27 protein-coding genes are annotated in these 26,254 nt (G+C 53.5%); 12 read left to right on the forward strand and 15 right to left on the reverse strand.

Annotation, left to right across the window (positions count from 1 at the left end; all coding sequences use genetic code 11):
- A complete protein-coding gene (gene sitC / locus CKF42_RS00975; protein ID WP_111207234.1) occupies window positions 1-861 on the forward strand; it encodes an iron/manganese ABC transporter permease subunit SitC in 861 nt (286 codons plus the stop codon).
- Window positions 861-1,721 carry a metal ABC transporter permease gene (locus CKF42_RS00980; RefSeq protein ID WP_111207235.1) on the forward strand — a complete coding sequence of 287 codons (861 nt, stop codon included), beginning with the start codon at window positions 861-863 and terminating at the stop codon, window positions 1,719-1,721. The genes sitC and CKF42_RS00980 overlap by 1 nt, the downstream gene beginning before the upstream one ends.
- A gap of 132 nt (window positions 1,722-1,853) precedes the next feature.
- Here the strand turns inward: CKF42_RS00980 and CKF42_RS00985 are convergent, their stop codons facing one another.
- The 4 genes from CKF42_RS00985 to CKF42_RS01000 all read right to left on the reverse strand — a co-directional run bounded on the left by CKF42_RS00985 (window position 1,854) and on the right by CKF42_RS01000 (window position 6,576).
- Entirely contained in the window at window positions 1,854-3,152 is a 1,299-nt protein-coding gene (locus CKF42_RS00985) for a cytochrome c (RefSeq protein ID WP_111207236.1), read from the reverse strand.
- A 12-nt stretch (window positions 3,153-3,164) separates the two neighbouring features.
- Complete coding sequence (locus CKF42_RS00990; protein ID WP_111207237.1) at window positions 3,165-4,940, reverse strand: GMC family oxidoreductase; 1,776 nt, start codon at window positions 4,938-4,940, stop codon at window positions 3,165-3,167.
- The gene (locus CKF42_RS00995) at window positions 4,937-5,641 is read right to left on the reverse strand and encodes a gluconate 2-dehydrogenase subunit 3 family protein (protein ID WP_111207238.1); all 705 of its coding nucleotides are present in this window, start codon (window positions 5,639-5,641) and stop codon (window positions 4,937-4,939) included. The genes CKF42_RS00990 and CKF42_RS00995 overlap by 4 nt, the downstream gene beginning before the upstream one ends.
- 479 nt (window positions 5,642-6,120) lie before the next feature.
- Window positions 6,121-6,576, reverse strand: coding sequence for a VOC family protein (locus CKF42_RS01000; protein WP_111207239.1), 456 nt, complete (start codon window positions 6,574-6,576; stop codon window positions 6,121-6,123).
- Window positions 6,577-6,988: 412 nt separating this feature from the next.
- Between CKF42_RS01000 and CKF42_RS01005 the strand changes: the two genes are divergently transcribed.
- Window positions 6,989-8,143 carry an MFS transporter gene (locus CKF42_RS01005; RefSeq protein ID WP_233501008.1) on the forward strand — a complete coding sequence of 385 codons (1,155 nt, stop codon included), beginning with the start codon at window positions 6,989-6,991 and terminating at the stop codon, window positions 8,141-8,143.
- 180 nt (window positions 8,144-8,323) lie between these two features.
- On the opposite strand, the gene CKF42_RS01010 is transcribed toward CKF42_RS01005, so the two are convergent.
- Window positions 8,324-8,587, reverse strand: a complete 264-nt coding sequence (locus tag CKF42_RS01010; RefSeq protein WP_111207241.1) for a hypothetical protein — start codon at window positions 8,585-8,587, stop codon at window positions 8,324-8,326.
- A gap of 260 nt (window positions 8,588-8,847) precedes the next feature.
- On the opposite strand from CKF42_RS01010, the gene CKF42_RS01015 reads away from it, so the two are divergent.
- The gene (locus CKF42_RS01015; RefSeq protein WP_111207242.1) at window positions 8,848-9,360 is read left to right on the forward strand and encodes a GNAT family N-acetyltransferase; all 513 of its coding nucleotides are present in this window, start codon (window positions 8,848-8,850) and stop codon (window positions 9,358-9,360) included.
- 395 nt (window positions 9,361-9,755) lie between these two features.
- Here CKF42_RS01015 and CKF42_RS01020 read toward each other — a convergent pair whose 3' ends face one another.
- On the reverse strand, window positions 9,756-10,781 hold the full coding sequence (locus CKF42_RS01020) for an alpha/beta hydrolase (RefSeq protein WP_111207243.1): 1,026 nt from the start codon (window positions 10,779-10,781) through the stop codon (window positions 9,756-9,758).
- A 344-nt stretch (window positions 10,782-11,125) separates the two neighbouring features.
- Here CKF42_RS01020 and CKF42_RS01025 point away from each other — a divergent pair, with 344 nt between their 5' ends.
- Window positions 11,126-11,764 carry a LysE family translocator gene (locus CKF42_RS01025; RefSeq protein ID WP_111207244.1) on the forward strand — a complete coding sequence of 213 codons (639 nt, stop codon included), beginning with the start codon at window positions 11,126-11,128 and terminating at the stop codon, window positions 11,762-11,764.
- On the opposite strand, the gene CKF42_RS01030 is transcribed toward CKF42_RS01025, so the two are convergent.
- Window positions 11,735-12,553, reverse strand: a complete 819-nt coding sequence (locus CKF42_RS01030) for an AraC family transcriptional regulator (protein ID WP_111207245.1) — start codon at window positions 12,551-12,553, stop codon at window positions 11,735-11,737. The genes CKF42_RS01025 and CKF42_RS01030 overlap by 30 nt on opposite strands.
- 267 nt (window positions 12,554-12,820) lie before the next feature.
- Window positions 12,821-12,973, reverse strand: coding sequence for a hypothetical protein (locus CKF42_RS21455; RefSeq protein ID WP_158526764.1), 153 nt, complete (start codon window positions 12,971-12,973; stop codon window positions 12,821-12,823).
- 165 nt (window positions 12,974-13,138) lie between these two features.
- Here CKF42_RS21455 and CKF42_RS01035 point away from each other — a divergent pair, with 165 nt between their 5' ends.
- From CKF42_RS01035 to CKF42_RS01050, 4 genes are all read left to right on the forward strand, one after another.
- Complete coding sequence (locus CKF42_RS01035) at window positions 13,139-13,459, forward strand: transcriptional regulator (protein ID WP_046102799.1); 321 nt, start codon at window positions 13,139-13,141, stop codon at window positions 13,457-13,459.
- Window positions 13,460-13,502: 43 nt separating this feature from the next.
- Window positions 13,503-14,792: an arsenic transporter gene (locus CKF42_RS01040; RefSeq protein WP_111207246.1), complete on the forward strand. Its 1,290-nt coding sequence runs from the start codon at window positions 13,503-13,505 to the stop codon at window positions 14,790-14,792.
- Window positions 14,793-14,804: 12 nt separating this feature from the next.
- A complete protein-coding gene (arsC, locus tag CKF42_RS01045; protein ID WP_111207247.1) occupies window positions 14,805-15,230 on the forward strand; it encodes a glutaredoxin-dependent arsenate reductase in 426 nt (141 codons plus the stop codon).
- Between the two features lie 160 nt (window positions 15,231-15,390).
- Window positions 15,391-15,924 (forward strand): N-acetyltransferase, encoded by a 534-nt coding sequence (locus CKF42_RS01050; protein ID WP_111207248.1) that lies wholly within the window; start codon window positions 15,391-15,393, stop codon window positions 15,922-15,924.
- Between the two features lie 140 nt (window positions 15,925-16,064).
- Here the strand turns inward: CKF42_RS01050 and CKF42_RS01055 are convergent, their stop codons facing one another.
- From CKF42_RS01055 to CKF42_RS01085, 7 genes are all read right to left on the reverse strand, one after another.
- Window positions 16,065-16,361, reverse strand: a complete 297-nt coding sequence (locus CKF42_RS01055; protein WP_046102796.1) for a hypothetical protein — start codon at window positions 16,359-16,361, stop codon at window positions 16,065-16,067.
- Window positions 16,362-16,663: 302 nt separating this feature from the next.
- Entirely contained in the window at window positions 16,664-17,077 is a 414-nt protein-coding gene (locus tag CKF42_RS01060; RefSeq protein WP_233501009.1) for a hypothetical protein, read from the reverse strand.
- 568 nt (window positions 17,078-17,645) lie between these two features.
- Complete coding sequence (locus tag CKF42_RS01065; protein ID WP_111207320.1) at window positions 17,646-19,070, reverse strand: trehalose-6-phosphate synthase; 1,425 nt, start codon at window positions 19,068-19,070, stop codon at window positions 17,646-17,648.
- Window positions 19,071-19,188: 118 nt separating this feature from the next.
- Window positions 19,189-19,737 carry a GNAT family N-acetyltransferase gene (locus CKF42_RS01070; protein WP_111207250.1) on the reverse strand — a complete coding sequence of 183 codons (549 nt, stop codon included), beginning with the start codon at window positions 19,735-19,737 and terminating at the stop codon, window positions 19,189-19,191.
- A gap of 180 nt (window positions 19,738-19,917) precedes the next feature.
- Window positions 19,918-20,604: an anti-sigma factor domain-containing protein gene (locus CKF42_RS01075; RefSeq protein WP_111207251.1), complete on the reverse strand. Its 687-nt coding sequence runs from the start codon at window positions 20,602-20,604 to the stop codon at window positions 19,918-19,920.
- Window positions 20,601-21,149 (reverse strand): sigma-70 family RNA polymerase sigma factor, encoded by a 549-nt coding sequence (locus tag CKF42_RS01080; protein ID WP_111207252.1) that lies wholly within the window; start codon window positions 21,147-21,149, stop codon window positions 20,601-20,603. The genes CKF42_RS01075 and CKF42_RS01080 overlap by 4 nt, the downstream gene beginning before the upstream one ends.
- A gap of 61 nt (window positions 21,150-21,210) precedes the next feature.
- Window positions 21,211-21,771, reverse strand: coding sequence for a fasciclin domain-containing protein (locus tag CKF42_RS01085; RefSeq protein ID WP_111207253.1), 561 nt, complete (start codon window positions 21,769-21,771; stop codon window positions 21,211-21,213).
- Window positions 21,772-22,329: 558 nt separating this feature from the next.
- On the opposite strand from CKF42_RS01085, the gene CKF42_RS01090 reads away from it, so the two are divergent.
- From CKF42_RS01090 to CKF42_RS01100, 3 genes are read left to right on the forward strand one after another with little or no spacing between them, the layout of a single operon-like run.
- Window positions 22,330-22,794 (forward strand): (2Fe-2S)-binding protein, encoded by a 465-nt coding sequence (locus CKF42_RS01090; protein ID WP_009092803.1) that lies wholly within the window; start codon window positions 22,330-22,332, stop codon window positions 22,792-22,794.
- Window positions 22,791-23,783: a xanthine dehydrogenase family protein subunit M gene (locus CKF42_RS01095; protein WP_111207254.1), complete on the forward strand. Its 993-nt coding sequence runs from the start codon at window positions 22,791-22,793 to the stop codon at window positions 23,781-23,783. Before CKF42_RS01090 ends, CKF42_RS01095 begins: the two co-directional genes overlap by 4 nt.
- Entirely contained in the window at window positions 23,780-26,164 is a 2,385-nt protein-coding gene (locus CKF42_RS01100; RefSeq protein WP_111207255.1) for a xanthine dehydrogenase family protein molybdopterin-binding subunit, read from the forward strand. Before CKF42_RS01095 ends, CKF42_RS01100 begins: the two co-directional genes overlap by 4 nt.
- The last annotated feature ends 90 nt before the right edge of the window (window positions 26,165-26,254 follow it).

Below are 26,254 nucleotides of genomic sequence, written 5' to 3' on the forward strand. Positions count from 1 at the left end.
ATGGAACTGTTGCTGGAGCCCTTCAGTTACCACTATATGCTCAATGCGATGTGGGTCTCCGCCATGGTCGGGGGACTCTGCGCTTTTCTCTCCTGTTATCTGATGCTGAAAGGCTGGTCGCTGATCGGTGATGCGCTGTCACACTCCATCGTCCCTGGCGTGGCGGGCGCCTATATGCTGGGCCTGCCCTTCGCACTGGGGGCGTTTCTCTCCGGTGGCCTGGCGGCGGGCAGCATGCTGTTGCTGAATCAGCGCACCCGCCTGAAGGAGGATGCGATCATCGGTCTGATCTTCTCCTCCTTTTTTGGTCTTGGCCTGTTTATGGTGTCGCTCAATCCGACAGCGGTAAACATTCAGACCATTGTGCTGGGCAATATTCTGTCCATTGCGCCTGCGGATATCCTGCAGCTGGCGCTGATTGGCGGCATCTCGATCGCGGTTCTGCTGGTTAAATGGAAGGATCTGATGGTGACCTTCTTTGATGAGCAGCACGCCCGGGCGATTGGTCTGCAGCCTGAACGGCTGAAAATCCTTTTCTTTATCCTGCTGGCGGTCTCAACCGTGGCGGCACTGCAGACGGTCGGCGCGTTTCTGGTGATCTGTCTGGTGGTGACGCCGGGTGCGACGGCCTGGCTGCTGACCGACCGCTTTCCGCGTCTGCTGGTCATTGCGGTGGCGATTGGCAGCCTCACCAGTTTTCTCGGCGCATGGGCGAGTTACTACCTGGATGGCGCGACGGGCGGCATCATTGTGGTCGCCCAGACGCTGCTCTTTCTGCTGGCATTCATCTTTGCACCGCGACATGGTCTGCTGGCTAACCGGCGTCGTGGCCGGCATCAGGCTAAAAAGGAGGCAGGCTGATGTGGATAGCTGAACCTTTTCAGTTCGCATTTATGAACAATGCGCTGCTCATCGCGCTGGTAGTGTCCATACCCTGTGCGTTGCTGTCGGTATTTCTGGTGCTGAAAGGCTGGGCGCTGATGGGTGATGCCATGAGTCATGCGGTCTTTCCCGGCATTGTGCTGGCCTGGATGGTGGGGGCACCGCTGGCGGCAGGCGCGTTTGTGGCGGGGCTGTTCTGTGCTGTCGCCAGCGGCTTTTTGCAGGATAACAGTCGCATAAAGCAGGATACGGTGCTGGGGATTGTATTCTCAGGCATGTTTGCGGTGGGGCTGATTCTTTATGTCGCGGTGAAACCAGAGGTGCATCTCGACCATATTCTGTTCGGGGACATGCTCGGTATTAACGGAGCGGACCTCATTCAGACGCTGATTATCGCCGTGCTTATCGTGCTGGTGATTGTGGTGAAATGGCGTGATTTTATGCTGTTCAGCTTCGACCCGCAGCAGGCACAGGTAAGCGGTCTGCCCGCGCGCTGGCTCCATTACGGCTTACTGTGTATGGTCTCGCTGACCATCGTCGCTACCCTGAAAGCGGTGGGGATTATTCTGTCGATCTCGCTGTTGATTGCGCCCGGCGCGATCGCGATTCTGCTGACCCGGCGCTTTTCACATGCCCTGCTGGTGGCAACCGGGGTATCCGTGCTGGTGTCGCTGAGCGGGGTTTATCTCTCGTTCTTCATCGACAGCGCGCCCGCGCCGACCATTGTGGTGCTGTTTGCCGCGGTATTTATCGTGGCGATGGTCGTGACAGGCCGAAAAACACGGCAGCGCGAGCGTCTTAAAGGTCATCATCACGGCAGCGATGCGGAAACGGGCTGATGCTAAACCGGCTATCATCCGGGCGCGAATCTGTTCGGGAGCGTTGTCGGTTGCAGACGGCAGCAGATCAGTGCAGGTGCCTGTAAACAAAAACGTCGCGCCCGGAGGGGACGCGACGTTTTTTATTGCTGCTTACTGATTCCGGTTTTCAGAGGTGGGCTTTGCCGGTTCAGGCAACTCTTTGCGTAATTTTTCGACCTGTTCCGCTTTCACCGGTGGAGCCTGATTACCCCAGCTATTGCGGACAAACGTCACCAGGTCAGCCACCTCCTGGTCGCTGAGACGCCAGGCAAAATCTGGCATCGCCAGCCCGGTCACCGCATCCTTTGTAACCGCCATTTTGCCTCCTCGCAGCACAATGCTGATAACCGACGAAGGGTCATCACTCAGGACCGCAGAGTTACCGGCAAGGGAAGGGAAGGTTTTTGCATACCCCTTGCCATCGAGGCGGTGGCAACCAGAACAGTTATCCATATAGAGTCTGGAACCCGGCATGCTGACATCGCCCCTGATGAGTGCGGCGGTTGTCGCATCTTTGCGGGGTGCAGGAGGCGTTTCAGACGCCGATGAGCCGATTGATTTCAGATAGGTTGCGACCGCATTGAGATCGGACTGGCTCCAGTATTGCGTACTGTGCTCAATCACGTCGGTCATCGAACCAAAAGCTGCCGAGGTATTGGTGCGACCTGTTCTCAGGAATAGCGCGATATCCTCGTTCGACCAGCCGCCCAGTCCCGACTTAACATTCCCCGTCAGGTCGGGCGCGTGCCAGCCTTCCAGTGTTCCGCCGGTCAGATAACTTTTTCCCTGCTGATCCAGCGATTTTTCCTGAAAAGCAATGCCGCGCGGCGTATGGCAGGTGCCACAGTGACCCAATCCCTGAACAAGGTAGGCACCCCGGTTCCACGCGTCGCTTTTCGTGGTGTCTGGGGCGTAAACCTTATCGTCGTGAAAAACGCTGTTCCATATGGCCAGAGGCCAGCGCATATTCAGCGGCCAGGGAATGTCGCTTTTTATGTTCTGCTGGTGAACGGGTTTAACGCCATGCATCATATAGTCATATAACGCATGCATATCCTCATCATTAATTCTGGCATAGGCCGTGTAGGGCATCGCCGGATAAAGATGACGTCCATCTTTCGCAATGCCCTCGCGTAAGGCTTTGGCAAAATCGTCGTAGGAATAGTCACCGATGCCGGTCTCTTTATCGGGGGTGATATTGGTTGAGTAGATCGCGCCAATTGGCGTCGACATCTTCAGCCCCCCGGTAAAGCTCGCCCTGCCCGCAATGGAGTGACAGGCAACGCAGTCGCCCGCTGTAGCAATATATTTTCCCTTGCTGATGTTATCCGGCGCAGTCTCTTCCGCAGCAGAGGCGAAGCTAAACAATAAAGTTAAAAAGGGCAGTAACTTTACACAGGTTATCTTCATCGTCTTATTCCTTTAAGCCTGAACCATCGGGCCGGGGTTCTTCAGGTAGATCGTTTTTATGGCGTTCGCTGAAAAGAGCGTGGTCGCGCCGACGATTCCGGTTGGGTTATAGGCATGGTTTTGCGGGAAGCAGCTTGCGCCGGCCACGAACACGTTGGAAACGTCCCAGCACTGAAGATATTTATTCACCACGCTGGTCGCCGGGCTGTCTCCCATGATCGCGCCGCCTGTGGTGTGAGTGGACTGATAAGGGCGAACGTCGTAGTGCGCAGAGAGGGACTTGAACCCCATATCGTAAGCGTCAGGTCCGATCGCTTTGACGATATTTTCCGTTTTGCCCGCCATGAACTGGGTCATCCTGAGTTCATTCTGCTGCCAGTCAAAGGTCATCCTTAACAGCGGCAGTCCGTAACCATCTTTGTAGGTCGGATCGAGGTCGAGATAACACTGTTTATAGGGCATGACGGAGGAGCTGACGCCAATGCTCATGTTATGTAGATAGCTGTCACGGATGGCTTTTTTCCAGCCCGTTCCCCATTTGGGCGCGCTCTTCGGCGTGACCGTCTGTTCAATCGGTCGGCAACCCGTTACATGGGCAGAGACGGTGCTGCCGCCGATAAAGCCCACTCCGGCGTGATCGAAGTTTTCACTGTTGTAATTGTCTATATAGGCCCCTGAGGCACCGGTAGCGGCAAAGTGGTTAAACCACGTCTTTTCATTGAAGAAGAGTTTGGCGCCACCCAGCATCTGATAGGCATAATTCTTTCCAACCACGCCTTCGCCGGTTTCCGGATTGTAAGGTTGGCCAATCTTAGAGAGCAAAAGCAGCCGGACATTATGGAGCTGGAAGGCGCTGAGAATGACAACGGACGCGGGCTGCTCGACCTCACGGCCATTTTCATCGATATAGGTGACGCCGGTGGCCAGTTTTCCCGAACTGTCTTTGTTGACGCGTAACACATGGGATTTACAGCGCAGCTCAAAGTTGTCGTACTGCCTGAGCGCCGGAATAATCGTGGTTTGCGGTGACGCTTTTGAATAGTTGTAGCAGCCAAATTTTTCACAAAAACCGCAATAGTTGCAGACGCCAAGTGCGACACCATAGGGGTTGGTGTAGGCTTCGGTGCATATCGCCGCCGGGCCGGGAAAGGGGTTATATCCCATCTCTTTCGCAGTTTTTTCAAACAGCATGGCGGAGTACTGATAAAGCAGCGGTTTAGTCGGGAAAGGATTCGCACGCTGCGCTTCGAACGGGTTACCGCCGTCAATGCGCTCTCCATTAAGATTTCCGGCCTGGCCTGAAGCCCCGCAGATCCGCTCAAACTTATCGAAATAGGGTTCCATTTCACTGTAGGTGAAAGGGTAATCCTGAAGGGTCATATCCCCCGGAATAAAGCTGGCACCATATTTCTCAGTGACGACCGTTTTCAGTCTGAGATCGGCTTCCAGAGGACGCCACAATAATCCATTCCAGTGAACGCCCGCTCCGCCGACACCATCGCCCGGCAGGAAAGAGCCCATACGGCGATAGGGCAGAGCCGTATCTTTAGTGGTATGCCTGACCGTGACACTCTCTTTTGAGATGTTCTGAAAGAGTTTAAGTCTTACGCCGTAGGTTAATTCATCAACGATGCGCGGATAGGCGAAATCAGGATAAGTGTCCCGTTGCTCACCCCGTTCAAGCGCGACAATCTTCAGTCCCGTTGACGCCAGTTCCATCGCCATCAGCGAGCCCGCCCAGCCAAAGCCAACAATGACTACATCAACCGGTTCTTTTTTAATCGTCATTTTAATGCACCATACTTACCAGAAATACTGACCGGACCTAAGGGATAAGGTTTGTCCGGATTCTCCATCACCTGAATAAAATCCGCGCGTGCGCCCGGAAAACCGATCAGTTTCCAGGATGCCATAGTCTGATTACCGCCATGCACGGGATCGGCTAAATAGCCCTCTTTGGTGTTTTGTAATAACTGAGAGAAAAAGAGTTTTCCGGAGAGAGCGTCGAGGCTTAATTTGCCGGCATCCAGGTCATGTAAAATGGCTTCCTGTTTGTCTCTGGCTAAATCGGCAAAATTATGCTGGAAATTATCGCGGCAATATTTATTCAGGCTGGCGATCCCTCTGCGGTAAATATCGCGCGGCACCAGATTAGTCTGGTAGCCCATTTCCGGAATCGACTCCTGGAAAGGGGGGCTCATATACCAGAGGTAGCCATGACCGTAGGGGAGTTCCATCTGTCTGTCGATGTAGACCGGGACACCTTCACTTACCGCACCGGGGCCGAACTCATCCTCAGGGATCAGCAGGTCGGTAGCCGCTAAAATGAACCGCCACTCGTCGTTATTAAAAAATACCGGGACGTAATGAAACGTTTCCCCTTTTTCTTTGGCCGATGCGACCGCGCTGACTGCTGTTGTTCCCGCGACCGCGGCAATGGGAATGAGTGAAAATGTTTTCCGAAGAAATGATCGTCTGGATGACTTCATCTGGCGCTCTTTTAAAATTTAACCCGATTCTTCCTGAGCACAGAGATATTCCTTTCTGTACCCGTTTCCTTTGCTCGCCCTTATCTGAAAAAGGACATAATTAATAACGTTGCGTAATTTTTGTTGTGCAATCATCAACTTCAGAGTGTGTCTGAGCCTTCCTGGCGGACATAAAAATGAATCCCTGCTGTTTCCATTGATTTTATCCAGTAAAACACCGTTTCGCCTAGTGAAACAGGTGAGTTTTGTTATACACAAGTTTAACAAAGATGTTTTTTTGTTATTAATGTTGTCATTTTGTTGCGGAGGCTTGACGGCAGGCGTGATTTTTCACAACACCATCAGCCGCCTGACAGCAAAAGGCCAGGGCAGTAAATCCACCCTGGCCTCTTGGAACATGAACCCAATCCTTATCAACTGTTCTCTCCCACAAGGGCAGATTTGAATGATCGTCATCGCTTACTGATGCTGAGTGATAGTCACTGCCAGTTATTTTGACTATGATATGGCTGACTTTTTTCTGCGTGTTTATCTTCTTCAGGAGAATAGTGCTGATAAACGCATGCCAGCTTATGTCCGTCAGGATCGCGCAGATAGGCAACATAGAAATCGGGTCCGTACGCGGTTCGTGTTCCTGGCTCGCCTTCATCCTTTCCTCCCGCAAGGAGGCCAGCGGCATGAAACCGTCTGACAATGTCGGCATTATCGGCGCTGAAAGCGAACATTGTTCCGTTTCCCGCCGTTGCGGGCTGACCGTCAAAGGGAGGACAGAGGCAGAAGCTGAATCCTTCATCCGGATTATTTCCTTTTCCCCACATTGCCCAGCCTTCTGTCCAGGCAGGCTGCCGTTCATAGCCCAGGACGTCGAACAGAGCGTTATAAAAGTCAACGGAGCGCTGAAAGTTATTGGTTCCTGTCGTGATATAAGCCAGCATTTTCTTGCCTCCTGTTACCGGTTGTGAGCAGACCTTTTACCTTTCAGAGTAGCAACCAATAATTTCCCCTGATATGCCTGTTAACGGTTTGGGGTGAGGGCTGCCCTGATATCAGCAGTAATGTCGGCTTTCTGTTATCTGCTTTGCGCATTCCCTTACATTGCTCTCAGATAAAGAGTCTTTCCCTTATAAGATGGCGAATAAAACCTTTCTTTAACATTTGTATTGCACGACATGTGAAATAATTTTATTACTATTTAATCACTTATGCGCTGCTGCGCGCGGGATGCATTCATAAAACAGAATAAGGAGATTTATGACAACTAAACCCGTCGCAGAGGAGGGAGCGGCGCCAGGATTAATTCAGACGCTGAAATCTTTTCCGGCAACAGTTCATGCGCTGCTGTTTTTTATGCTGGTCATCCGCTTCAGCTATTTCATGGCCTGGCCTTTTATCTCCGTGATCATGGCACAGCATTATCATATGTCACCGATTGCGATTGGCGTGGCGATGACCAGCAGCGCACTGTTTTCAGTGGTGCTGGGTATGTATGGCGGGCAGATCTCAGACAGGCTGGGTCGACGCGTCATTCTCCTCATGGGCTGTGGTTTTTCTGCGCTGGGCTATATCATTCTTGCTCAGGCCGCAGGCATCGGACTGTTTTTCATTGGCCTGATGATCATCGGCATTTCCTTTGCCTGGGTTGACCCTCCTCTGCGTGCACTCATGAGTGATTTGCTGGTGGACCGCCGCCGCAGAGCGCTTGCCCTGCAAATGCGCTACTACCTTATCAACGTCGCCGCGGTATTTGGTCCGCTGGCCGGAATTGCGTTCGGGCTTACCTCTCAGAAGGGCACATTCCTGATTACGGGTTTGTCGTATATTCCTTTTTTCGTTTACGTCCTGCTATTTGTGCCCGCGGGTAAATTGCTGAAAGCGTCACAGGCTGCCAGTGAGGTTTCGTTAAAACTGCATCAGGTTGTACGTATTATTGCCAGGGACAAAATCTATATTGCCGCGCTGCTGTGCAGCATTTTGTGCAGTATTGTATTCATCCATTACGAAGCCATCCTGCCCCAGTACCTCCTTATACTGGATGGTGACGCCGCCATAAAACTGGTTACTCTGATACTGGTAACGAATGCCTGCACCGTGCTGCTCTTTCAGACGTTTATCATGCGGTTTCTGGCACCGGTTTCCCTGCCAAAACGCATTCTTCTGGGCGGGTTAATTTTCGCACTTTCGCAAATCTGCTTTTTTTGTACGCGTTCGACGGAGATCTGGCTCTGGCTTACGGTAACCAGTTTGTTCAGTATCGGAGAAGCGATCCTGATGCCGAACCTGAACATCCTGCTTGATCAACTGGCACCGGCAGCGCATCGGGGAGCTTATCTGGGTGCCTCAATGCTGTCGTCTCTGGGAATTTCTGTCGGGCCGTTAATCGGTGGGGTAATGCTGGCGATGACTGGCGCGGGTGTCTTTATCGGCACGGCTTTGCTTAGCCTGCTGATATGCGCAATTATTTATACTTACAGAGGCAAAATGCTGGCGCGTCTGACGGAGTGATCTCAACAGGCTTTGCGGCCCGGGGGGCGCCCGGGTTATGCAAAAGCGCAGTGGGGCGGTATCTTCTTATCAGAGTAGAATAACCGGCCACGTTCGGCATCGGGTGAGGTTTTTTATTGCTGACAGGCGCGGTTACAGGCGGGGTGGTGCGGTAAACAAATTCCCCGCCTGAGGTTATTCTTAGTGGAGGTTTCCTTTCACTTCGGCACAGGCCGGGGGACGCTGAGAATAGAGGTACTCGTATAAGAGCAGCATTCCCACCGGATTATCATCCAGATTTACGAAATCCACATGAAGCTTATCCAGAAGATACTTCCTGAGATCGTCCGGGGTCATGTTTTTATGGGCAGCCAGTGCCCGGCACAACTGGGTCACGATCTCGCACTTCACTGTGTACGGCACATCAGGATTATAAATTTCCGGAACGGAGTGGGTCTGATTCATTTCGATACCCCCTATAAACGCATGGTCTGACTGAGAGGACAGGGTGCCCGCTGATTTGAGATAAGATATAGCAAGGATAAGACCTGGTGTAAATTGAGAACCCTATTGCGGTTATGCACGGGGATTCGGGTTCAGGCAGGTTGCAGAGGACAGCCTGACAGCAATTTTATGTTAAACCCAACGTACAGAACCTGACATATTCCAAAATGCTCCCGCAGTTCAGGGATTTAAGAGCAAACGTTAAACAGGGGATTTAATTCATGATATTTAACATACGGGATGCGGATCTGACGAATTCAGGAATATTGAATGAGCTCGGCTACAACATTTATCGCTCTCATTTTAGCCACATGTGGGTTTCAGAATCCGAAATGAATGTATTTCTAGATGCTGAGTACTCGTATCCTGCGCTTGAAAAAAGTCTGCAAGATCCCAGCACATCGTGGTATCTGGCAGAAGCACATCACCCTATCGGCTTTGCAAAGATCACCTGGGAAAGCTGTATACCAGAGACTTCTATTTCAGGTGTCTTACTTAATAAGCTATATCTGATACCCACAGAGACGGGTAAAAACTACGGAAAGATGATGTTTGAAAGATTCATAGCAATTGCGCAAAACCGTGGAAAAAAGTACCTGTGGTTGGAAGTACTTGAGCAGAATGAGCGTGCTTACAGATTCTATGAAAAACAGGGGATGCTACATGTCAAAGACACAGTTCTCAGCACAGCTTCCCAACAGAGCACGCTAAAGATAATGGGGATGCCTATCTGAGTTCGCAGCCGGGTTGTAATCTTTCAATGTGGTGGTAATAATCTGACGTCGAGTTTATGACGTTCGCTTTTCACTTATAGCGGACCTTCAACCTATAAGAATGCCATTTTGTGCCAGAAGCGGACTTCTTAATATATTTCTTAAGCGAGATTCCTCGAGTAGCCGCTAACGCGCATGTGTACTCGCATTTATTCCATTGAACCAGCGCGATGACAGTGACAACCGGGCTATTCTGGGCATTAACCCTTACACGACTACAAAGCCAGAGTATGCCGCTTATTCAGGTTGCACAGAGACGAGTCATAAGTCGCTGATGCCTGACTGCATTGAAGCCTGAGAAGTCAGCCGGCGCTGGCCGGCTGATTCGCCCTTTTACAACGCATGAATCACGGCGTTTACTTAAGGTGTTCCTTCAGCTCTGCTGACGCCTGGCTAATCGCCGTTCGCACTGTTGGCTCTTTACTCAGAGCATTCAGCAAACCAAAGTCATGGATCATGCCGTTGTAGCGCGTGACGGTTACCGGCACACCAGCAGCATCCAGTTTTCGGCCAAATGCTTCCCCTTCATCACGCAGTACATCCAGCTCGGCAGTCTGAATCAGCGTTGGCGGTAAACCCGCCAGCTCGGCTTTGGTTGCGCGCAGCGGCGAGGCCAGAATGTTACTCCTCTCCTTTTCTGAGGTGGTGTAGTTGTCCCAGAACCACTTCATCATGTTTCGCGTCAGAAAATAGCCGTTGGCAAATTGCTGGTAAGAGGCATCATCAAAATGAGCATCGGTAACAGGCCACAGCATCACGTCATAGCGAATTGCCGGTGATTTATGTTGTTTTGCCTGTAACGCGACGGCAGCAACCATATTTCCGCCCACGCTGTTCCCCACCAGTGCCAGACGCTTACCGTCCACGCCAATTTCACTGCCATGTTCGGCCACCCATTTTGTTGCCTCGTAAGCCTGGGTAATCGCAACCGGATAACGGGCTTCAGGTGAAGGTGTGTAGTTCACAAATACCGCCGCAGCACCGGACTCATTAACGAGATCGCGAACCAGACGCTCGTGTGTAGGAAAATCACCCAGTACCCAGCCACCGCCGTGGAAAAACATGAACACCGGTAACTCGCCAGAGGCACTGGCAGGTTTCACTATCGTCAGCGTCAGCGTCAGCGGTTTGCCCATTACCGTGATGGTTTTTTCGGCGATTCGGGCGGGCGGCAGTGGGGCCCCTTTCTGCGCTCCGGTCAGTACTGCGCGGGCCTCTTCAGGGGATAAGGTCTCCATGGGCTTTCCGCCACTGCTGTTCAGTGCGTTGAGGAACGTCGCCACGCCAGCGGTAGGTTGCGGCACGTTTTCAGCAGAATCTGCCCAGGCTGACGTCATCTGACTGGCTAACAATAAAGCACCTGCGGTAATTTTCACTTTCATGACGGCTTTCCTTATGCTTGCTATTAAGTAGTGTGCTATTTAGTTTGATTACATTGACATCAAATGGCCTTGTTGTAAACTATTAAATAGCGAGCGATGTAAATGGCGATGTTATCGAGACAGAAGGAACACTTCGGACTGATTCCCGTCCGGACAAGACAGAAGAGGGGGGCGACCAGACGTGCGAACCGATTAAACATTACGGCTTAGCTAAGTCGTTGATGAAGAATACGATGTGTCCTTCGATCTGACTCTTCGCGCAATTTCTTCCAATACGAATTACCGATCGGCTGCTTAACTGGTCGGGTAAACGGAGATGTTAAGACGATTAGAGGCTTTACATTATGATCGAGTTTTCGAATGGCTTCTTACTGAGCCTTTCATTGTGTCTTGATATCGGGATTGCCAATATTGCGATGATCACCCTTGCCATGCAACGCGGATATTTTCATGGTTTCTGGCTGGGAATGGGGACGTGTGTGGGTGATCTGGCATATGCATTACTGGCGCTGGCGGGCATGGCCGTACTGCTTCAGTATGAAGTCGTTCGCTGGATACTGTGGATCGGGGGTGGCGCGATGCTTCTCTGGTTCGCAGGCAAAATGCTGATAGCTGCTTTCAGAAACGCTTCGGAGCCTGACGTGAGCGAAACGCATCACTCCCGTCCGCTCATACGTGAATTTGGGCGTGGTGTGGTGCTCGCCATGTCGTCTCCCTCGGCCATTCTCTGGTTTGCGACCGTGGGCGGTGCGCTGATCTCCCGGATGGGTCCGCACAATGTTGCCGCTACCTCCTTGTTTCTGGGAGGATTTTTCATCGCGGGCATGTTCTGGACGTGTGTCCTGTGCCTGGTTGGAAGTTTTGGCGGCAAACTGCTGGGTCAACGCCTGCTTAAATATTCCTTTATCGCCTCGGCGATCATATTCAGCTATTTTGCGCTTTACGTGATTGTCTCAGGGTACCGGGAATTTATAGTGGCCTGATCTGACCTGCGAAGCATAGTGATGGGGGGTAATTCCCATCACTTTGCGAAATGCATTAATGAAATGACTCTGATCGTAAAATCCCAGCACGAGAGCTGCATCAAGCGGATGCACATTTCTGCGAAGCAGGTCACGGGCATGGTGCAGACGAAGCTGCATGTGATATTGCAGAGGCGGCATACCTGTGTGCCGGGTGAAGACGCGAACAAGATGATATTTACTCATCCCTGCCAGCTGAGCGAGCATCTCCAGCTGCGGTCGTACGCTAAGGTGCTCCCGCAGGTAGCCGATAATAAGGTTGATTTTCTGCTCATCCCCCTGCTGAAGCAGAGCTGGCGACTCAAGCAGTTCACCACAAAGTAAAATCAGTTCCTGCTCCTCATCCATGCCCCGATCAAGCCGGGCCGATGATGCAAAACGGGTCAGCGCGTCAAACAGGCGGGTGTTATTGATTATGCCTTCGCGCAGAACCGGGGCTTCGTGAGCGCTATTGAGATTCTCCTCCTCAGCCAGCTTTTTTATCAGAGCCTGAGGTATGTGTACGCTGATAAATTCAACTGCATGAGTATCAAAACGTGAAGCCTGAATCGTTCCCGGATTGTATAAGGTAACCTGCCCACTTTTGACATAAGCGGTTTTTCCCGCCAGCCAGATTTCCTCTACCCCCGTCAGGTTTGCACTGATGACATATTCATCGTGGAGATGTTTCGGAAAGCCAGAGTTACGGGCTCTGACCCGTGAACACTCTATGCCATTCCGGCTAAACCACTCTGCGGATTCTAATGACAATGCTTATGGCCTTATTCAGCAATCATGAATAGTTATTGATAAAACCATTTACTGAGTACCTTAGCAACGGGTGTAATGCCAGTAAAACATTTCCTTCAGGCACGGTCCGCTGGTGTCAGGAGATTGTCAGCTCTGGACGACTGCCCAGAATTAGATACGTCTGTCGATAGTCAGTCCGGGATGGAAGAATGTTTAATGCATCGACGAAGCGGTCATGCCATGAAGAAGGTCTCATTCGTCCTTTTTTGTCGATCTTTTGCCACGCTTTTACCACCTGACCAGACTGCGCATCCCGGTAACGTTGTGATGCGATTCCGGCGCATCATCAGGCAGCGGTAAATCAGAGGGATTCAGGATTTCCACCACCGCGCCCATGCCGTCAGCAGACGACCGGCTTACTCTGCGGCATAGCTGAGCCATAAAAGATCAGGATTGATGGTGGCTCCCGCTTCAGCAATGCGCTGATCAAAGCATTCAGTGTCCAGGCTGGAAATTGTTCCATTTTCTTCTGCGGAGTAATTGGGTGATTTTAAACTCAACACATATGAACTAACATATATGTTTTCGAAGGCGGGGGAGTGGAAAATGCTACAGCCTGTTCAGCTTTTTAAAATCCTGTCGGATGAAACACGGCTCGCCATCGTGATGCTTCTGCGGGAATCCGGAGAACTGTGTGTATGCGATATCTGTGCAGCCACGTCCGAATCACAGCCCAAAATATCACGCCATATGGCGCTTCTTCGCGAGGCGAAGCTTGTGCTTGATCGTCGGGAAGGTAAGTGGGTCCACTATCGTCTGTCACCGCATATACCGGCGTGGGCCGCTGAGACAATCACGACGTCCTGGCAGTGCCTGCGGGAGGAGGTGCGAGAATGGCTGGCAAAATCGGCCTGCACCTCCTGCTGAGGCTGGAAACATATTTACGTAATCATATGTAATGGAGTCTGAAATGTTACTGGCTGGAGGGATATTTCTACTGACGCTGATATTGGTGATCTGGCAACCCAGAGGGCTGAGTATTGGCTGGAGCGCAAGTATCGGAGCTGCGCTGGCGCTCGGAACCGGCGTCATCCATATCGCTGATATTCCCGTTGTCTGGAATATCGTCTGGAATGCGACAGCGGCATTCATTGCGGTCATCATCATCAGCCTGCTGCTCGATGAGTCCGGCTTCTTTGAATGGGCCGCTCTGCATGTCTCCCGCTGGGGTAACGGACGTGGCCGCCTTTTATTTACCTGGATAGTCCTGCTGGGTGCCGCTGTTGCTGCATTGTTTGCCAATGACGGTGCCGCGCTGATCCTGACGCCAATTGTTATTGCGATGCTGCTCGCGCTGGGATTCAGCCAGGGCACAACACTGGCCTTTATCATGGCGGCAGGATTTATTGCAGATACGGCCAGTCTGCCGCTCATTGTTTCTAACCTGGTCAATATCGTCTCGGCAGACTTCTTTGACCTGGGCTTTACGCAGTACGCCGCCGTTATGGTGCCCGTGAATCTGGCAGCGATTGTGGCCACGCTGGTCATGCTGCATCTCTTCTTCCGCAGGGATATTCCGGCGACCTATGACGTTTCGCTGCTGAAGACGCCAGCCAGTGCGATAAAAGATCTGGCAACCTTCAGGGCGGGCTGGATCGTCCTGTTATTGTTGCTTGTCGGTTTCTTTGTTCTGGAACCGTTGGGGATCCCGGTCAGTGCGATAGCAGCGGCTGGCGCAGCAGTGCTGTTTGTGGTGGCGAAAAGAGGTCATGCCATTAACACCGGGAAAGTCCTGCGCGGTGCACCCTGGGAGATCGTTATTTTCTCGCTTGGCATGTATCTGGTCGTCTATGGCCTGCGCAATGCAGGGCTTACGGAGACCCTGTCTGGCGTGCTGGATCTGCTGGCAGACAAGGGTTTATGGACAGCGGCGTTCGGTACCGGCTTCCTGACGGCGTTTCTCTCATCAGTGATGAACAATATGCCGACAGTTCTGATTGGCGCGCTGTCGATTGATAGCAGTACGGCGACCGGTGTCGTCAAAGAGGCAATGATTTATGCCAACGTGATTGGCTGCGATTTAGGGCCGAAAATCACCCCGATTGGCAGTCTGGCTACCCTGCTGTGGCTGCACGTGCTTGCCCGGAAAAATATCACGATTACCTGGGGTTATTACGTGCGAACCGGCATTGTCATGACTGTGCCCGTTCTGTTTGTCACTCTGGCGGCGCTGGCGTGGCGGCTCTCTGTCACTTTGTAATGAGATACTGATATGAGCAACATAACCATCTATCACAACCCGGCCTGTGGCACCTCACGCAACACGCTGGAAATGATCCGCAACAGCGGCAACGAACCTGCAATAATTTATTATCTCGACACGCCCCCGACCCGTGATGAGCTGATCAAACTTATTGCAGATATGAGGATTACGGTGCGCGCCTTGCTGCGTAAAAACGTTGAGCCTTATGAACATCTGGGTCTTGATGAAGAGACATTCAGTGATGAGCAGTTGATTAATTTCATGCTTCAATATCCGATTCTGATTAATCGACCGATAGTGGTTTCGCCGCTGGGCACTCGTCTTTGCCGCCCTTCAGAGATCGTGCTGGATATTCTGCCGGAAGGTCAGAAAGGCGCGTTTACAAAAGAGGATGGCGAGAAGGTTATTGACGAAACGGGGAAGCGGGTAAAGTAATCCGTCCACTTCAGGTGAACGGACGCCTGGTGACGCTTTAGGGCGTCCGCTTTTCGCTCAAGGCTAAGCTCACTTATATATGGGGCCAATGAGTCAGGGGCTGTGGTTGGGCTAAACCCCGGCTCGACTGTGGCATTTTTTTCAGTGACAGGGAGTAAACATGGAAGTAACAGTAGAAATATGTCCGCCAGATGAATGGGAATCCATGGTGAAAATTTTTATCGAGATGGAAGAGCACTACTATGGTAAGGGCATTATTCAGGAAGCACTGTTGAAGCACTATCTCAGTAACCGACTCTTCAGTCCGCTCTCCGCTACGCTGGTGCTCAGGGCGCGTCGCGATGCTGAAATCACTGGGCTGGCGTGTTGCACTATTCTCTATCCCTCGCCGAGGTACAGTGGCGAAATGCACATTAAAGAGCTCTATGTCTCCCGGCGTGAGAGAGGTAAGGGCACGGGTAAATGCCTCATGCGTTTTATGGCGAAACTCGCTCTCAAGAATGAGTGTCGTAACCTCAGCTGGAATGCCGAGAAATCAAACGCTGAAGCAAACGGTTTTTATCAGTCATTAGGGGGCAAAATAAATAGCGATATCGTGAATTATTATCTTCATGGTCACCTCCTCAGTGAACTGGCTTCCGGCAGTCCGGCACTGTCTGGCGACTCTGCCGGTCAGGCTGTCGCACCGATTTAGCCTGCGAGCAGGGCAGAGGGACCTGCGGAATAGTGATGTCGGGTCCGGAGTGTCAGAAGCGGGCCAGTCACCTGCACGCTGCCTGAGTAAGCATTCACGGCCAGGGGTGTGTATGTATGCTGGCTGAGAAAATCGCGAAGTCAGAAAAGGGCTTCTTTAATGCTGATTTCCTCTACCCGGAGGATTGAGGACATGTCGAAACCTTTCATGTCAGACCTGAAGGCCTCGCTGGTCATATACTCCTGATTTATAGCCTGTATGTCGGCTCCCTCCTGATAGGTCACGGTAGCAATGACCTGACACTCATCACTCAGATAGACATGATTGACATATATATTAAAAGCGGGAAGAGAAATCATATGCCGGGGCCAGTGTGTACGGAAATAAATTTCTGCTGACTGTCTGTCTTTGAGTGTGTAAATCCTGACCTGTTTCATCTCATCCATCCTGTTGTGGTAGTTTTCATTAAAACGACCCGCCAAAGCATACTCACTTTATTTTTTAGTAAATTAGCAAAAGACCACTTTTCGCCAGGATATGACATTTATATCGAGGTTTTATTAAAATCGCGGATGACGTTTCTTCTCTGAGCACTTCTGAAATAACACTCAGTACGAATTTAAGATGCTGACAAGGCCGGCGTAAATGATGAAGGCAGGCGAAGGGGCCGAAGGCAGAATGTTTTATCTGTTGCACATTAGTGCAGACACCTCTGCAGGGCGTCTGCACTTTTCAGATGCTATGCGTCGCCATCTCCGCAACCCACACCCAGTGACGGATCGTCACAGCTTTTGTTAATCTCCAGATGGTGATGCCAGGCGGCCAGTTTTACCGCGCTTGCATCAACAGAAGCCCCTGGTTTTTTTACAGACACGCTTCCGGCTGAAGCTGAATCAGGGATTATCTGAGAAGGCTGCTCTTTGGCAAACGAAGCGCCCTGTAAACCGGCCATGACGACTGCTGCTAAAGCTGTCGTTTTAAGCGCGTTTTTAATCACAGATGCCGACATAATAAATCCTCTTAGCTTGAGTAATGGGACGCTGTCAGCTCTGAGTTGAGCGCAGCGCGTGGGAAAAAAATCATAAATCTGAGCGCAGAACACGCGATATAAGCCATAATCAGGCAGGCCTCTGTCAATAAGCATTTCTGCCATAAAATTTTATTACGTCATTTACGATGTACGGTTATTCAGATTATATGACTGGCGCGGCGCGGTCAGGGTCATCACTGACAAAGCGGGCACCTTCCTTTTTCAGAATAATCCCGAACGCATTAACAGAATCGGAAACGCATTGCGTAAAGCAGGTATTAAGTCGTTGCGACTTAAACTACCGTAAGTCACGTCTGGAAATATACTCATAAAAGCTGAGTTTGATGTTTCATTCTTTTTTATAGCGTGTAGTGTTATTTCAGGGTGTTACATGAAACACAACCATGATGATTAAATGACAGCCAGCGACTAAATCAGCGGTAAAAAACAAAGTCTCATATAAATAATCTGATAATAATTAGCCGCTTAATCTTTAAAAAAGATATTCTCCGTGCGGCATTTATAATTCATCATGTACAAACAACCGCGAAGCTGTCACATAAGCTCATTCTGGTTTCAGGGGCCAACCCGTGAAGAGCTGGAAAACGTTGCGCGGAAAAGCGGTTAAAAGCCTGCTGACAGGCGTTGATGCATACAGGTGCATCATCCCGGAGGTGAAGATAGCGCTGATTCAGTACCTCGCCCGGCTGCTGCTCAGGCGTGGAAAAACCGTTGGTGGCGGCAGTGACGCCGGTTCATCCGGCACGTTAATCAGCATGCGCAAAAAGGACCCGGCCCAGGCATGGCTGTTGTGTATATGCAGGATGTTCATCAGACGGGCATGCAGATTTCGCCGTTCGCGTAACGGCATCTGCAATGCAGTATGTACCGCACTGGCCATGCCGTCAGGATCGTAAGGGTTAACGGTGATGGCCCCCTCCAGCTGCTCGGCTGCACCGGCAAACTGGGAGAGGATCAGCACGCCGGGATTATTCGGGTCCTGCAGAGCGACATACATTTTGGCCATCAGGCTCATGCCCGCCATCAATGGCGTCACCAGCGCCACGCGTGAGGCACGATTGATCCCGGCCTGTTCCTCGCGGCTGTAGGCCTGCGTCAGATAGTTCACCGGATACCAGTTCATGGCGCCATGTACCCCGTTAAACTCTCCGCAGCGCGCCTCCAGTGCCTGGCCCACAGCGGAGGCATCATGTTCGTGTCCGGCTGCCGGTGAGGCCAGCTGCAGCAGCGTAATGTTTTTCTGATAGCAGTCATGTCTGCGCAGCAACACTTCAAGAGTGCTGATTCGGTAAGGCAGGCCTGAACTCTCATCAAGATGGCCGCCGCTGAGCACCCTGTTTTCCGGCAGGCTGTCGCGGCACTGCATCTCCATAAAGGCACAGCTGTTGCTCTCGCGCAGAGCCTGGACATCATCCAGGTCAATCCCCACCGGAAATACGCCTACCCTGATAATCCGGCCGTGAACACGAAAACAGTGCGACTCCAGGCGTTCAGTCCGGAATTCCCCCTCCAGCCAGACGATAAAGTTATTCATATCCTGCACGGTCTGAAAGCCAATGAGATCGCAACACAACAGCGACTCCGTCAGCCAGCGCCATTCAGGAATGGTTTCAAATATCCTGCCCGCGGGGAAAGGCTGATGCAGGAAAAAACCCACGGGCTGGGTCAGTCCCTCTTCACGGAGAAAAGCGGCACAGCCAAGCAGGTGATAATCCTGAATCCAGATAACATCATCGGGCGTGATGTTTTCACAAATCGCGCGCGCAAAGGCTTTGTTAAGACTTTTATAGGCCTGGAAGCCGCTGGCGGAAAACCGGGCCATGTCGGGGCGCTGATGAAAAACGGGCCAGAGCCCTTTGTGAATATAATGGCGATACCCTTCATTCAGCTCGCCCGGCGTCATCGGGAAGGTAACGGTTTCATACTGGCCTGTCTGCTGCACGGCGCAGGGTCTTGGTGCATCGTCAGGGATGACGCTGCTTTTGCCATCCCAGCTAATCCAGAGTCCTCCCTGTCGGGAAAGAATGCCGTCATAGATAGCTGTAAGCGTCGAACGTTGACACTGATTATGAGAAACAAGGATCAGGCCTGACATGATGTATTCCTTAAGGGCCGGCTGCAGGCAGGCAAAAGCGCCGCGCAGCCTGTCGCTGTTAATCGGAGGTCGGAGAATAAACTGAAGAAAACCGCTCATGCGTGTGCGCCCCGACGGCTTAATGCCTGCTGGCGCTGTTTGTGCAAAACGGGGTGTGATTCCCGTCATGCAGCGTCGTCACGTAGAGGCCGGGTAATGAGGGAAAAGCCATAAATCCGTTGCGTTCGAAAAAGTCCGGAACGGGCTCGCCCATGGCGATGATATTACGGCAGCCTCTGGCACCGGGATGCGACAGGCAACAGTGCAGCAGCCATGAGCCGAGCCCGACGAAACGATACTCGGGCGAAATGAAGAGATTCCTGATCACCCAGGTTTCCACCATGTCGGTCACGACCCGGGCAAAACCGATTTGCCGGCCATTGCGGTAAAGACCAAAACAGAGGCTGCTGTTCAGCGCCAGCGTCAGTGAGCGGGCATCCGGGAGGGTTGCGCCCAGCCACTGCGCAATCAGGCGCGTGTTCAGCAGCGCCGGATCCGTATTGACCTCAATGGCATCTCTGAACCATTTGCGGGGTGAGATAAGACGCAGGCGCTGTTGTTCAGCAAGCTCAGCCACGGCAGCATCGCTGCCTCCCGCTATGGAATAGGGCTTAGTAAAACATTTCATCCACGACTTCCCTGAACATGGGCGCAGAGGCGCCCGGAGTCGCTAATTAAAACGTTCAGCCCGTAAAAAAGGCGTAAAAAGAACCGGATGAAGTGTAAAAACGCTGCAAATCAGTCATCAGACTTTAAGGAATCGAAAATCGGGCGTGCAGCAGCGACCTCTGATCCTGGCCTTGTCACCTCATGCGCCTGGCGACGAACGCCGCGTGACCTTGCCCTGGAAAATGACCGGCCCGGACGGTCCGCTTAACGTTGATCCCCCAACCGGTTCCAGGCTTATCGCCAGGACCGTCTGATGATCTAACGTACCAGGAGGAAGCGGGAAAACGTTATGGTCAGGGTGCGTGATGAGGCCCAGCGATCGCGGCGGGGCACTGCCTCTGATCAGCCACAGCTGCAGGCTTTTGTTTTGCGGCAGCGTAATGTTAAGCGCAGAAAGCTGAAGGTGCGAAGCGGCCCTGTCCAGCGTCACCACAAATTGTGCATCAGGCTGCGTGCCACTGAGAACCGCAATCGGCTCCTGCGCCTCGGGGATTTCCGGCTTGTTCAGGTAAGTAAAAAGGAGCAGACCCGAGAGTGCCGCGGCAAGGCCCCAGCCCAGCCAGAAGCCGGGATGGCGGAGCGGCAGTTTTGTGGTGGCAGCGTGCCGGTTTATATCCCGCTCAATCTGCCGCCAGACAGCCGCGCGAGGCGTGGCCTCCGGGGTGATCAGATCGATACCGCTGAACGCTTTCTGCCAGTGCAGCACCTCCGCGGCAAAGGCGTCATCTTCATTCAGGCGTTTATCCAGCCTGAGACGGGTTTCCGGGTCGCTGAGTCCCAGGACATATTCTGCAGCCATCAGATCGTCGTGTTCGGGACCATTCATAGGCCTATGCACTCCCGAAGGTGAGTTAACGCGCGCCGGATCCAGCTTTTTACCGTTCCTTCAGGCTGCCTCATGGAGAGGGCTATCTCACTCTGGGACAGGCCACGGTAGTAGGCGAGCGAGAGGCTTTGTCGCTCTTCAGCAGGTAAGTGTGCCATACAGTGCTGAAGCCGCCGCGCCTCTGCATGACTCTCATCGGCGGGAAGAGATGTCTGAAAACCCGCTTCCGCTTCGCCGATCTCTTCTATGGAGCAGCACCGGTTCTCATGTTTACGCAGGAAATCGATTGCCCGATTACGGGCAATGTGACTCAGCCAGATGTGCGGTTCACTGCGCCGCTCATCGTAATAGGTTGCTGACTGCCAGATTTGAATAAAGGTATCGTGCAGGATCTCTTCTGCCCAGTCCCGCCGTCTGACCATCCGCAGAATAATGCCGTAAAGTCGGGGCGAGAGGACGCGGTAAAGCTGCGCGAGTGCCGCTTTGTCGCCGCAGGCTATCCGGTTCATTAAGTCGGCCTGAATCGGGGGCACATTTTTTGTCATCGGCTTCCCTGTGAAAGGTGTGGTCACCGTGCTGGTGGCCACACTCAGTATAGGTAATGCGTTATGGCATCAGCACGGTGTCGATGACATCAATAACGCCGTTACTCTGGTTGACATCATACGTTGTAATGCTGGCAATATTGCCCTGCGCATCTTTGAGCTGGATATTATGCGGGCCATTTGCCATCACCCACAGCGACGCACCATTCACCGTTTTCAGCTCGGCCTTGCCGCCACCCGCTTTGATCTTCTTCTCCAGTGCTTGCATATCCAGTTTTCCTGAGACCACATGGTAGGTCAGGATGCTGGTGAGTTTCTGTTTGTTCTCAGGTTTCAGCAGAGAGTCGACCGTGGCCTGCGGCAGTTTTTCAAACGCCTCATTGGTGGGTGCAAAAACAGTGAACGGGCCTTTGCCTTCGAGCGTCGGGACCAGCCCGGCGGCTTTAACGGCGGCCACCAGCGTGGTGTGGTCCTTTGAGTTAACGGCATTCTCTACGATATTTTTTGACGGGTACATGGCGGCACCGCCGACCATCACCGTGTCGCTGCTCATGCTCGCCGCGTAAGTGGCACTGCTGAAAACTAAAGCTGAAAAAATCAGAGTTGGCAGGAATGCTTTCATTTTCACTTCCCTCATTGAGTTTGCAGACAGGGCCAGAGTGCCCCTGCCTGTTAATACGAATGAGCAGGGAAAACGGATGAAAGAAATTTAAAATATTTTTCTGTCATCCCATCTGCCTGAACCCAAAGCCAGCCCCACACAGGCAGATTGTCCAGGTGGGGTGCAACGTCGCTTTGCAGCCTGCCACTACACCTGAAAATCGCCGCGGGATAGTTGTTACCGGAAAATCTTAGCGAAAAAGTCACACAGGCCGCCGTTAGGGTTGTATTCAAAAGACGTCCTGATAAAAACCTATAAATCAATTATTTATAGGATTTTAAGCCACGCGGCTATGCCCGTTTCTCTCGCTCAGCGCTTCGGATAACGCTGACTTTCCCCAATCCTTACGCCAGATTGCGAAAAAGCTGCTAAACCTTAAGTCAGAGATACGCGCGTAAAGATTAGGGTTATCACGCTATTCCCCGATTCAGATCCCGTCAGCAGTAAGCCAATAAAAACTATATCTTTCAACCCGCCAACAATGGGAAGCAGACAATGTCGGAAAAAATATCGCTAACAATGCAGGTCAATGGCCAGCCGCAACAGATGCAGGTTGACCCGCGGGTCACGCTACTCGACGCACTGCGCGAGCATCTTAATCTGACCGGCACGAAAAAAGGGTGCGACCAGGGACAGTGCGGAGCCTGCACGGTGCTGATAAATGGTGAAAGGGTGCTGAGTTGTCTGACCCTGGCGGTTCAGGCGAACAACGCTCAGGTGACCAGCATCGAAGGGCTGGCCTCCGCCGAAGGTGAACTGCATCCAGTGCAGCGCTGCTTTATGGAAAATGATGCCTTTCAGTGTGGCTACTGCACGCCGGGCCAGATTATGTCTGCCGTCGCCTGTATTAAAGAGGGCCATGCCGGGTCAGAGGATGAGATCCGTGAATATATGAGCGGCAACCTCTGCCGCTGCGGCGCCTATCCCCACATCGTGGATGCGATTAAACAGGCCGCCGCCGAAATGGCGAAGGAGTCGGCATGAATGAATTCAGCTGGAAAGTAGCGCAGTCGCCTGAAGACGCCGCTGCACTGAAACAGCAGGCTGGCAGCCAGTTGCTGGCGGGGGGCACCACGCAGCTCGATCTGATGAAATGTGGGGTTTTCACGCCACCGCAGCTAATTGGCATCACCGGACTGACCACGCTTAAAACCCTGCAGTTTGATGAAAATCGCATCACGGCGGGTGCGCTGGTCACCATGAGCCAGCTGGCCGATCATGCTGAGTGTCAGCAGAGGGCACCAGCCATCTACGGCAGCCTCTGGCAGGCCGCATCGCCGCAGATCCGCAACATGGCGACGCTGGGAGGCAATCTGCGTCAGCGCACCCGCTGCGCCTACTACCGCGACCCGGCGACCTTCTCTGCCTGTAATAAGCGCAACCCCGGCTCCGGCTGTGCCGCACGGGATGGCGTCAACAGCAACCACGCTATTCTGGGTGCCAGTGACAGCTGTATTGCCGTCTATCCGGGCGATCTGGCGGTTGCGCTGGTGGCGTTTGACGCCATTGTGGTGGTGCAGAATCAGCAGGGTGAGACCCGCCGCATCGCGATTGATGACTTCTTCCTGCTGCCCGGCGATTCGCCCGATCGTGAGCACGACCTGCGCGAGGATGAGATCATTGTGGCGATTGAAGTGCCGCAGACCACGTCCCTTCGTCACTCACACTACCTGAAAGTCCGGGATCGCAGCTCCTACGAATTTGCCGCCGCCAGTGCCGCCGCGGGCTTTACGCTGGAGAATGGGGTCATGCGCCAGGTGCATATTGCGCTGGGTGGCGTGGCGACCAAACCCTGGCGGGTGAGGTCGGTTGAGCAGGCGCTGGAGGGACAGCCGTTCAATGAAGAGACGGTGTTCCAGGCCGCAGAGCTGATTACGCAGGAGACGCAGGCGCTGGCTCACAACGCCTATAAAGTAAAACTGGCGCCGCGGGTCATTGCCCGCGCGCTGATGGCAGCAGGAGAAACCGCATGAGTGACGTGAATGACAAGGTGCGTCGGGATTTATTAAAGGCCACGGCGGCGATCTCAGCGGCCGGCAGCCTGGGGCTGCACATGCAGAGTGTCAGCGCCAGCGACAGCGCCACGGCTATGCCAGAAACGGCCAGTCCGGTTCAGGGATTAGGCGCAGCACGCTCCCGGGGTGATGGCAAAGTGAAAGTCACCGGTGAAGCGCGCTACGCGGTCGAGCATCAGCCGGAAAATCCGCTGTATGGTGTGGTCATCCAGTCCACCGTCGCCAGCGGTCGTATCAGCCGGATGTCCGTGGAAAAAGCGCAGCAGGCCACAGGCGTGCTGGCGGTCTACACCCACCTGAACCCCCTGAAGATTAACAAGCCCACCGCCATCGCAGACGGTGGCGCAGCGCAGTCAACCTACACCCCGATTCAGGACGATAAGATCATTCACAATGGTCAGAACATCGGGCTGGTGGTGGCAGAAACCTTTGAACAGGCTACCTGGGCCGCCTCGCTGGTTGAGATTGAGTATGAAACCTCCAGAGGCCTGATTTTCGCCACCGATGAGGGCGTGGAGCCGAAACCGGTGTCGAAGCAGGATATCGATATGGGTGACGCAGAGCAGGCGATGCAGCAGGCCGACGTGCGTCTGAGCGAGCGTTACACCACCCCGCGCGAATACAACATGCCGATGGAGCCGCACGCCTGCGTGGCACACTGGCAGGAGGGCAGGATCACCGTCTGGGAGCCCAGTCAGTGGGTGGCGGGCGCGCAGGTGGAGATCGGCGAGTGGATGGGCATTGACACCGAAGCCGTGCGGATTATCTCGCCTTACGTCGGCGGCGGCTTTGGTTCAAAACCGGTGCCTTACACCCACGTTGCACTGGCGTGCGTGGCGTCACGCGCGCTGAAGCGCCCGATCAAAGTGTCGCTGACCCGCCCGCAGACCTTTACCGGCCTGGGCGGTCGTCCGGCTACCTCGCAGCAGCTGGAGCTGGGCGCATCGCGTGACGGTAAAATTCAGGCGATTATCCAGCGCAGCTTCAGTGAAACGTCAATGATTGACGTCTTCGCCGAGAACTGCAGCAAGGTGACCGCCCGCATGTATGCGGTCGAGAACGTATCCGCTCAGCATCAGGTGCGCCCGATCAATACCGTCACGCCTGGCTGGATGCGCGCGCCGGGTGAAAATCCCAGCGCCTTTGGCCTTGAAGTGGCTATGGATGAGATGGCCTATGCTCTGAACATCGACCCGCTGGAACTGCGGCTGCGCAACTGGGCCGATAAAGATTACCAGCTGGATCTCCCCTGGAGTTCGCGCCGTCTGAAAGAGGCGTATCAGAAAGGAGCAGAGGCGTTTGGCTGGGACAGACGGATTATGACGCCGCGCTCAATGCGGGAAGGACGCGAACTGATTGGCTGGGGCATGGCCTCCGGCACCTATCCGGTCAACAAACTGCCGGCGGAGGCGAAAATCATCCTGACGCCGCAGGGCCGGTTTGTGGTGCAGTGTGCAGGCGCAGATATCGGTACCGGCACCTACACGATTCTGGCGCAGACCGCCGCCGACATTCTGGGCGTCGACTCCACCACCATTGAGGTTGAGCTGGGTGACACCCGCTTACCGCGCGCCGGCGTCGCGGGCGGTTCGCAGCTGGCAGGTAACGTCACCGCCGCAGTGAATGACACCGCTAAAAGAATGCGCGCGCAGCTGCTGAAGCTGGCCAGCGAGCTGCCACAGTCGCCGCTCAATGGCACCCCCGCCTCTCAGCTCACGCTGAAAGGCGACGCCGTGCAGCACACTCTGCGCAGCGGGCTGGCGGTTTCACTGGCACAGCTGGCGACGCTGGCACCGGCAGAGAGCCTTACGGTCACTGGCGGCACCTTCCCGGATGACATGTCGCAAAGCGAGCGCGACAAGATGGTGCGCAACCTGAACGACATGAGCCGTCCCGAAGCGTTTTCGGCGCACAGCTGGAGCGCGCAGTTTGTGGAAGTGCGGGTTGATGAGGATTTCGGCACCATCCGGGTAAAACGCATGGTGGCCGCGCTCGACAGTGGCCGTCTCTACAATCCGAAACTGGCACGCAGCCAGTGGATTGGCGGGATGATCATGGGGGTCGGTCAGGCGCTGATGGAAGAGGGCATTATCGATCCGCGCAATGGCCGGGTGATCAATAACAACCTGGCGGACTACCTGGTGCCGGTCAACGGCGACATCCCGAGCATTACCACGATCAACGTCGGGGAGCCCGATTTTGAGGCGACCACGATGGGCGGGAAAGCCGTCGGTGAGCTGGGGATTGTCGGCGTGGCGGCGGCGATCAGTAATGCCGTGTTCCACGCGACCGGCAAGCGCGTGCGCGATCTGCCGATTACGCTCGACAAGATCATCTGAGACGGTTCCTGACCTGCTCCGGCAGGCCGGACAGAGGTCAGGCGGGCGCAGGCTGAAGGCTGCGCCCGTTTTTACGCTGCAGGGAGAGAA

This window comes from Pantoea sp. ARC270 (assembly GCF_003236725.1).
GTDB lineage: Bacteria > Pseudomonadota > Gammaproteobacteria > Enterobacterales > Enterobacteriaceae > Pantoea > Pantoea anthophila.

What these genes read in the sequence shown, in the direction of transcription:
- sitC (WP_111207234.1), top strand. Translation starts at nt 1, where the DNA reads ATGGAACTGTTGCTGGAGCCCTTCAGTTACCACTATATGCTCAATGCG.
- CKF42_RS00980 (WP_111207235.1), top strand. Translation starts at nt 861, where the DNA reads ATGTGGATAGCTGAACCTTTTCAGTTCGCATTTATGAACAATGCGCTG.
- CKF42_RS00985 (WP_111207236.1), bottom strand. Translation starts at nt 3,152, where the DNA reads ATGAAGATAACCTGTGTAAAGTTACTGCCCTTTTTAACTTTATTGTTT.
- CKF42_RS00990 (WP_111207237.1), bottom strand. Translation starts at nt 4,940, where the DNA reads ATGACGATTAAAAAAGAACCGGTTGATGTAGTCATTGTTGGCTTTGGC.
- CKF42_RS00995 (WP_111207238.1), bottom strand. Translation starts at nt 5,641, where the DNA reads ATGAAGTCATCCAGACGATCATTTCTTCGGAAAACATTTTCACTCATT.
- CKF42_RS01000 (WP_111207239.1), bottom strand. Translation starts at nt 6,576, where the DNA reads ATGCTGGCTTATATCACGACAGGAACCAATAACTTTCAGCGCTCCGTT.
- CKF42_RS01005 (WP_233501008.1), top strand. Translation starts at nt 6,989, where the DNA reads ATGCTGGTCATCCGCTTCAGCTATTTCATGGCCTGGCCTTTTATCTCC.
- CKF42_RS01010 (WP_111207241.1), bottom strand. Translation starts at nt 8,587, where the DNA reads ATGAATCAGACCCACTCCGTTCCGGAAATTTATAATCCTGATGTGCCG.
- CKF42_RS01015 (WP_111207242.1), top strand. Translation starts at nt 8,848, where the DNA reads ATGATATTTAACATACGGGATGCGGATCTGACGAATTCAGGAATATTG.
- CKF42_RS01020 (WP_111207243.1), bottom strand. Translation starts at nt 10,781, where the DNA reads ATGAAAGTGAAAATTACCGCAGGTGCTTTATTGTTAGCCAGTCAGATG.
- CKF42_RS01025 (WP_111207244.1), top strand. Translation starts at nt 11,126, where the DNA reads ATGATCGAGTTTTCGAATGGCTTCTTACTGAGCCTTTCATTGTGTCTT.
- CKF42_RS21455 (WP_158526764.1), bottom strand. Translation starts at nt 12,973, where the DNA reads ATGGCTCAGCTATGCCGCAGAGTAAGCCGGTCGTCTGCTGACGGCATG.
- CKF42_RS01035 (WP_046102799.1), top strand. Translation starts at nt 13,139, where the DNA reads ATGCTACAGCCTGTTCAGCTTTTTAAAATCCTGTCGGATGAAACACGG.
- CKF42_RS01040 (WP_111207246.1), top strand. Translation starts at nt 13,503, where the DNA reads ATGTTACTGGCTGGAGGGATATTTCTACTGACGCTGATATTGGTGATC.
- arsC (WP_111207247.1), top strand. Translation starts at nt 14,805, where the DNA reads ATGAGCAACATAACCATCTATCACAACCCGGCCTGTGGCACCTCACGC.
- CKF42_RS01050 (WP_111207248.1), top strand. Translation starts at nt 15,391, where the DNA reads ATGGAAGTAACAGTAGAAATATGTCCGCCAGATGAATGGGAATCCATG.
- CKF42_RS01055 (WP_046102796.1), bottom strand. Translation starts at nt 16,361, where the DNA reads ATGAAACAGGTCAGGATTTACACACTCAAAGACAGACAGTCAGCAGAA.
- CKF42_RS01060 (WP_233501009.1), bottom strand. Translation starts at nt 17,077, where the DNA reads ATGGCAGAAATGCTTATTGACAGAGGCCTGCCTGATTATGGCTTATAT.
- CKF42_RS01065 (WP_111207320.1), bottom strand. Translation starts at nt 19,070, where the DNA reads ATGTCAGGCCTGATCCTTGTTTCTCATAATCAGTGTCAACGTTCGACG.
- CKF42_RS01070 (WP_111207250.1), bottom strand. Translation starts at nt 19,737, where the DNA reads ATGAAATGTTTTACTAAGCCCTATTCCATAGCGGGAGGCAGCGATGCT.
- CKF42_RS01075 (WP_111207251.1), bottom strand. Translation starts at nt 20,604, where the DNA reads ATGAATGGTCCCGAACACGACGATCTGATGGCTGCAGAATATGTCCTG.
- CKF42_RS01080 (WP_111207252.1), bottom strand. Translation starts at nt 21,149, where the DNA reads ATGACAAAAAATGTGCCCCCGATTCAGGCCGACTTAATGAACCGGATA.
- CKF42_RS01085 (WP_111207253.1), bottom strand. Translation starts at nt 21,771, where the DNA reads ATGAAAGCATTCCTGCCAACTCTGATTTTTTCAGCTTTAGTTTTCAGC.
- CKF42_RS01090 (WP_009092803.1), top strand. Translation starts at nt 22,330, where the DNA reads ATGCAGGTCAATGGCCAGCCGCAACAGATGCAGGTTGACCCGCGGGTC.
- CKF42_RS01095 (WP_111207254.1), top strand. Translation starts at nt 22,791, where the DNA reads ATGAATGAATTCAGCTGGAAAGTAGCGCAGTCGCCTGAAGACGCCGCT.
- CKF42_RS01100 (WP_111207255.1), top strand. Translation starts at nt 23,780, where the DNA reads ATGAGTGACGTGAATGACAAGGTGCGTCGGGATTTATTAAAGGCCACG.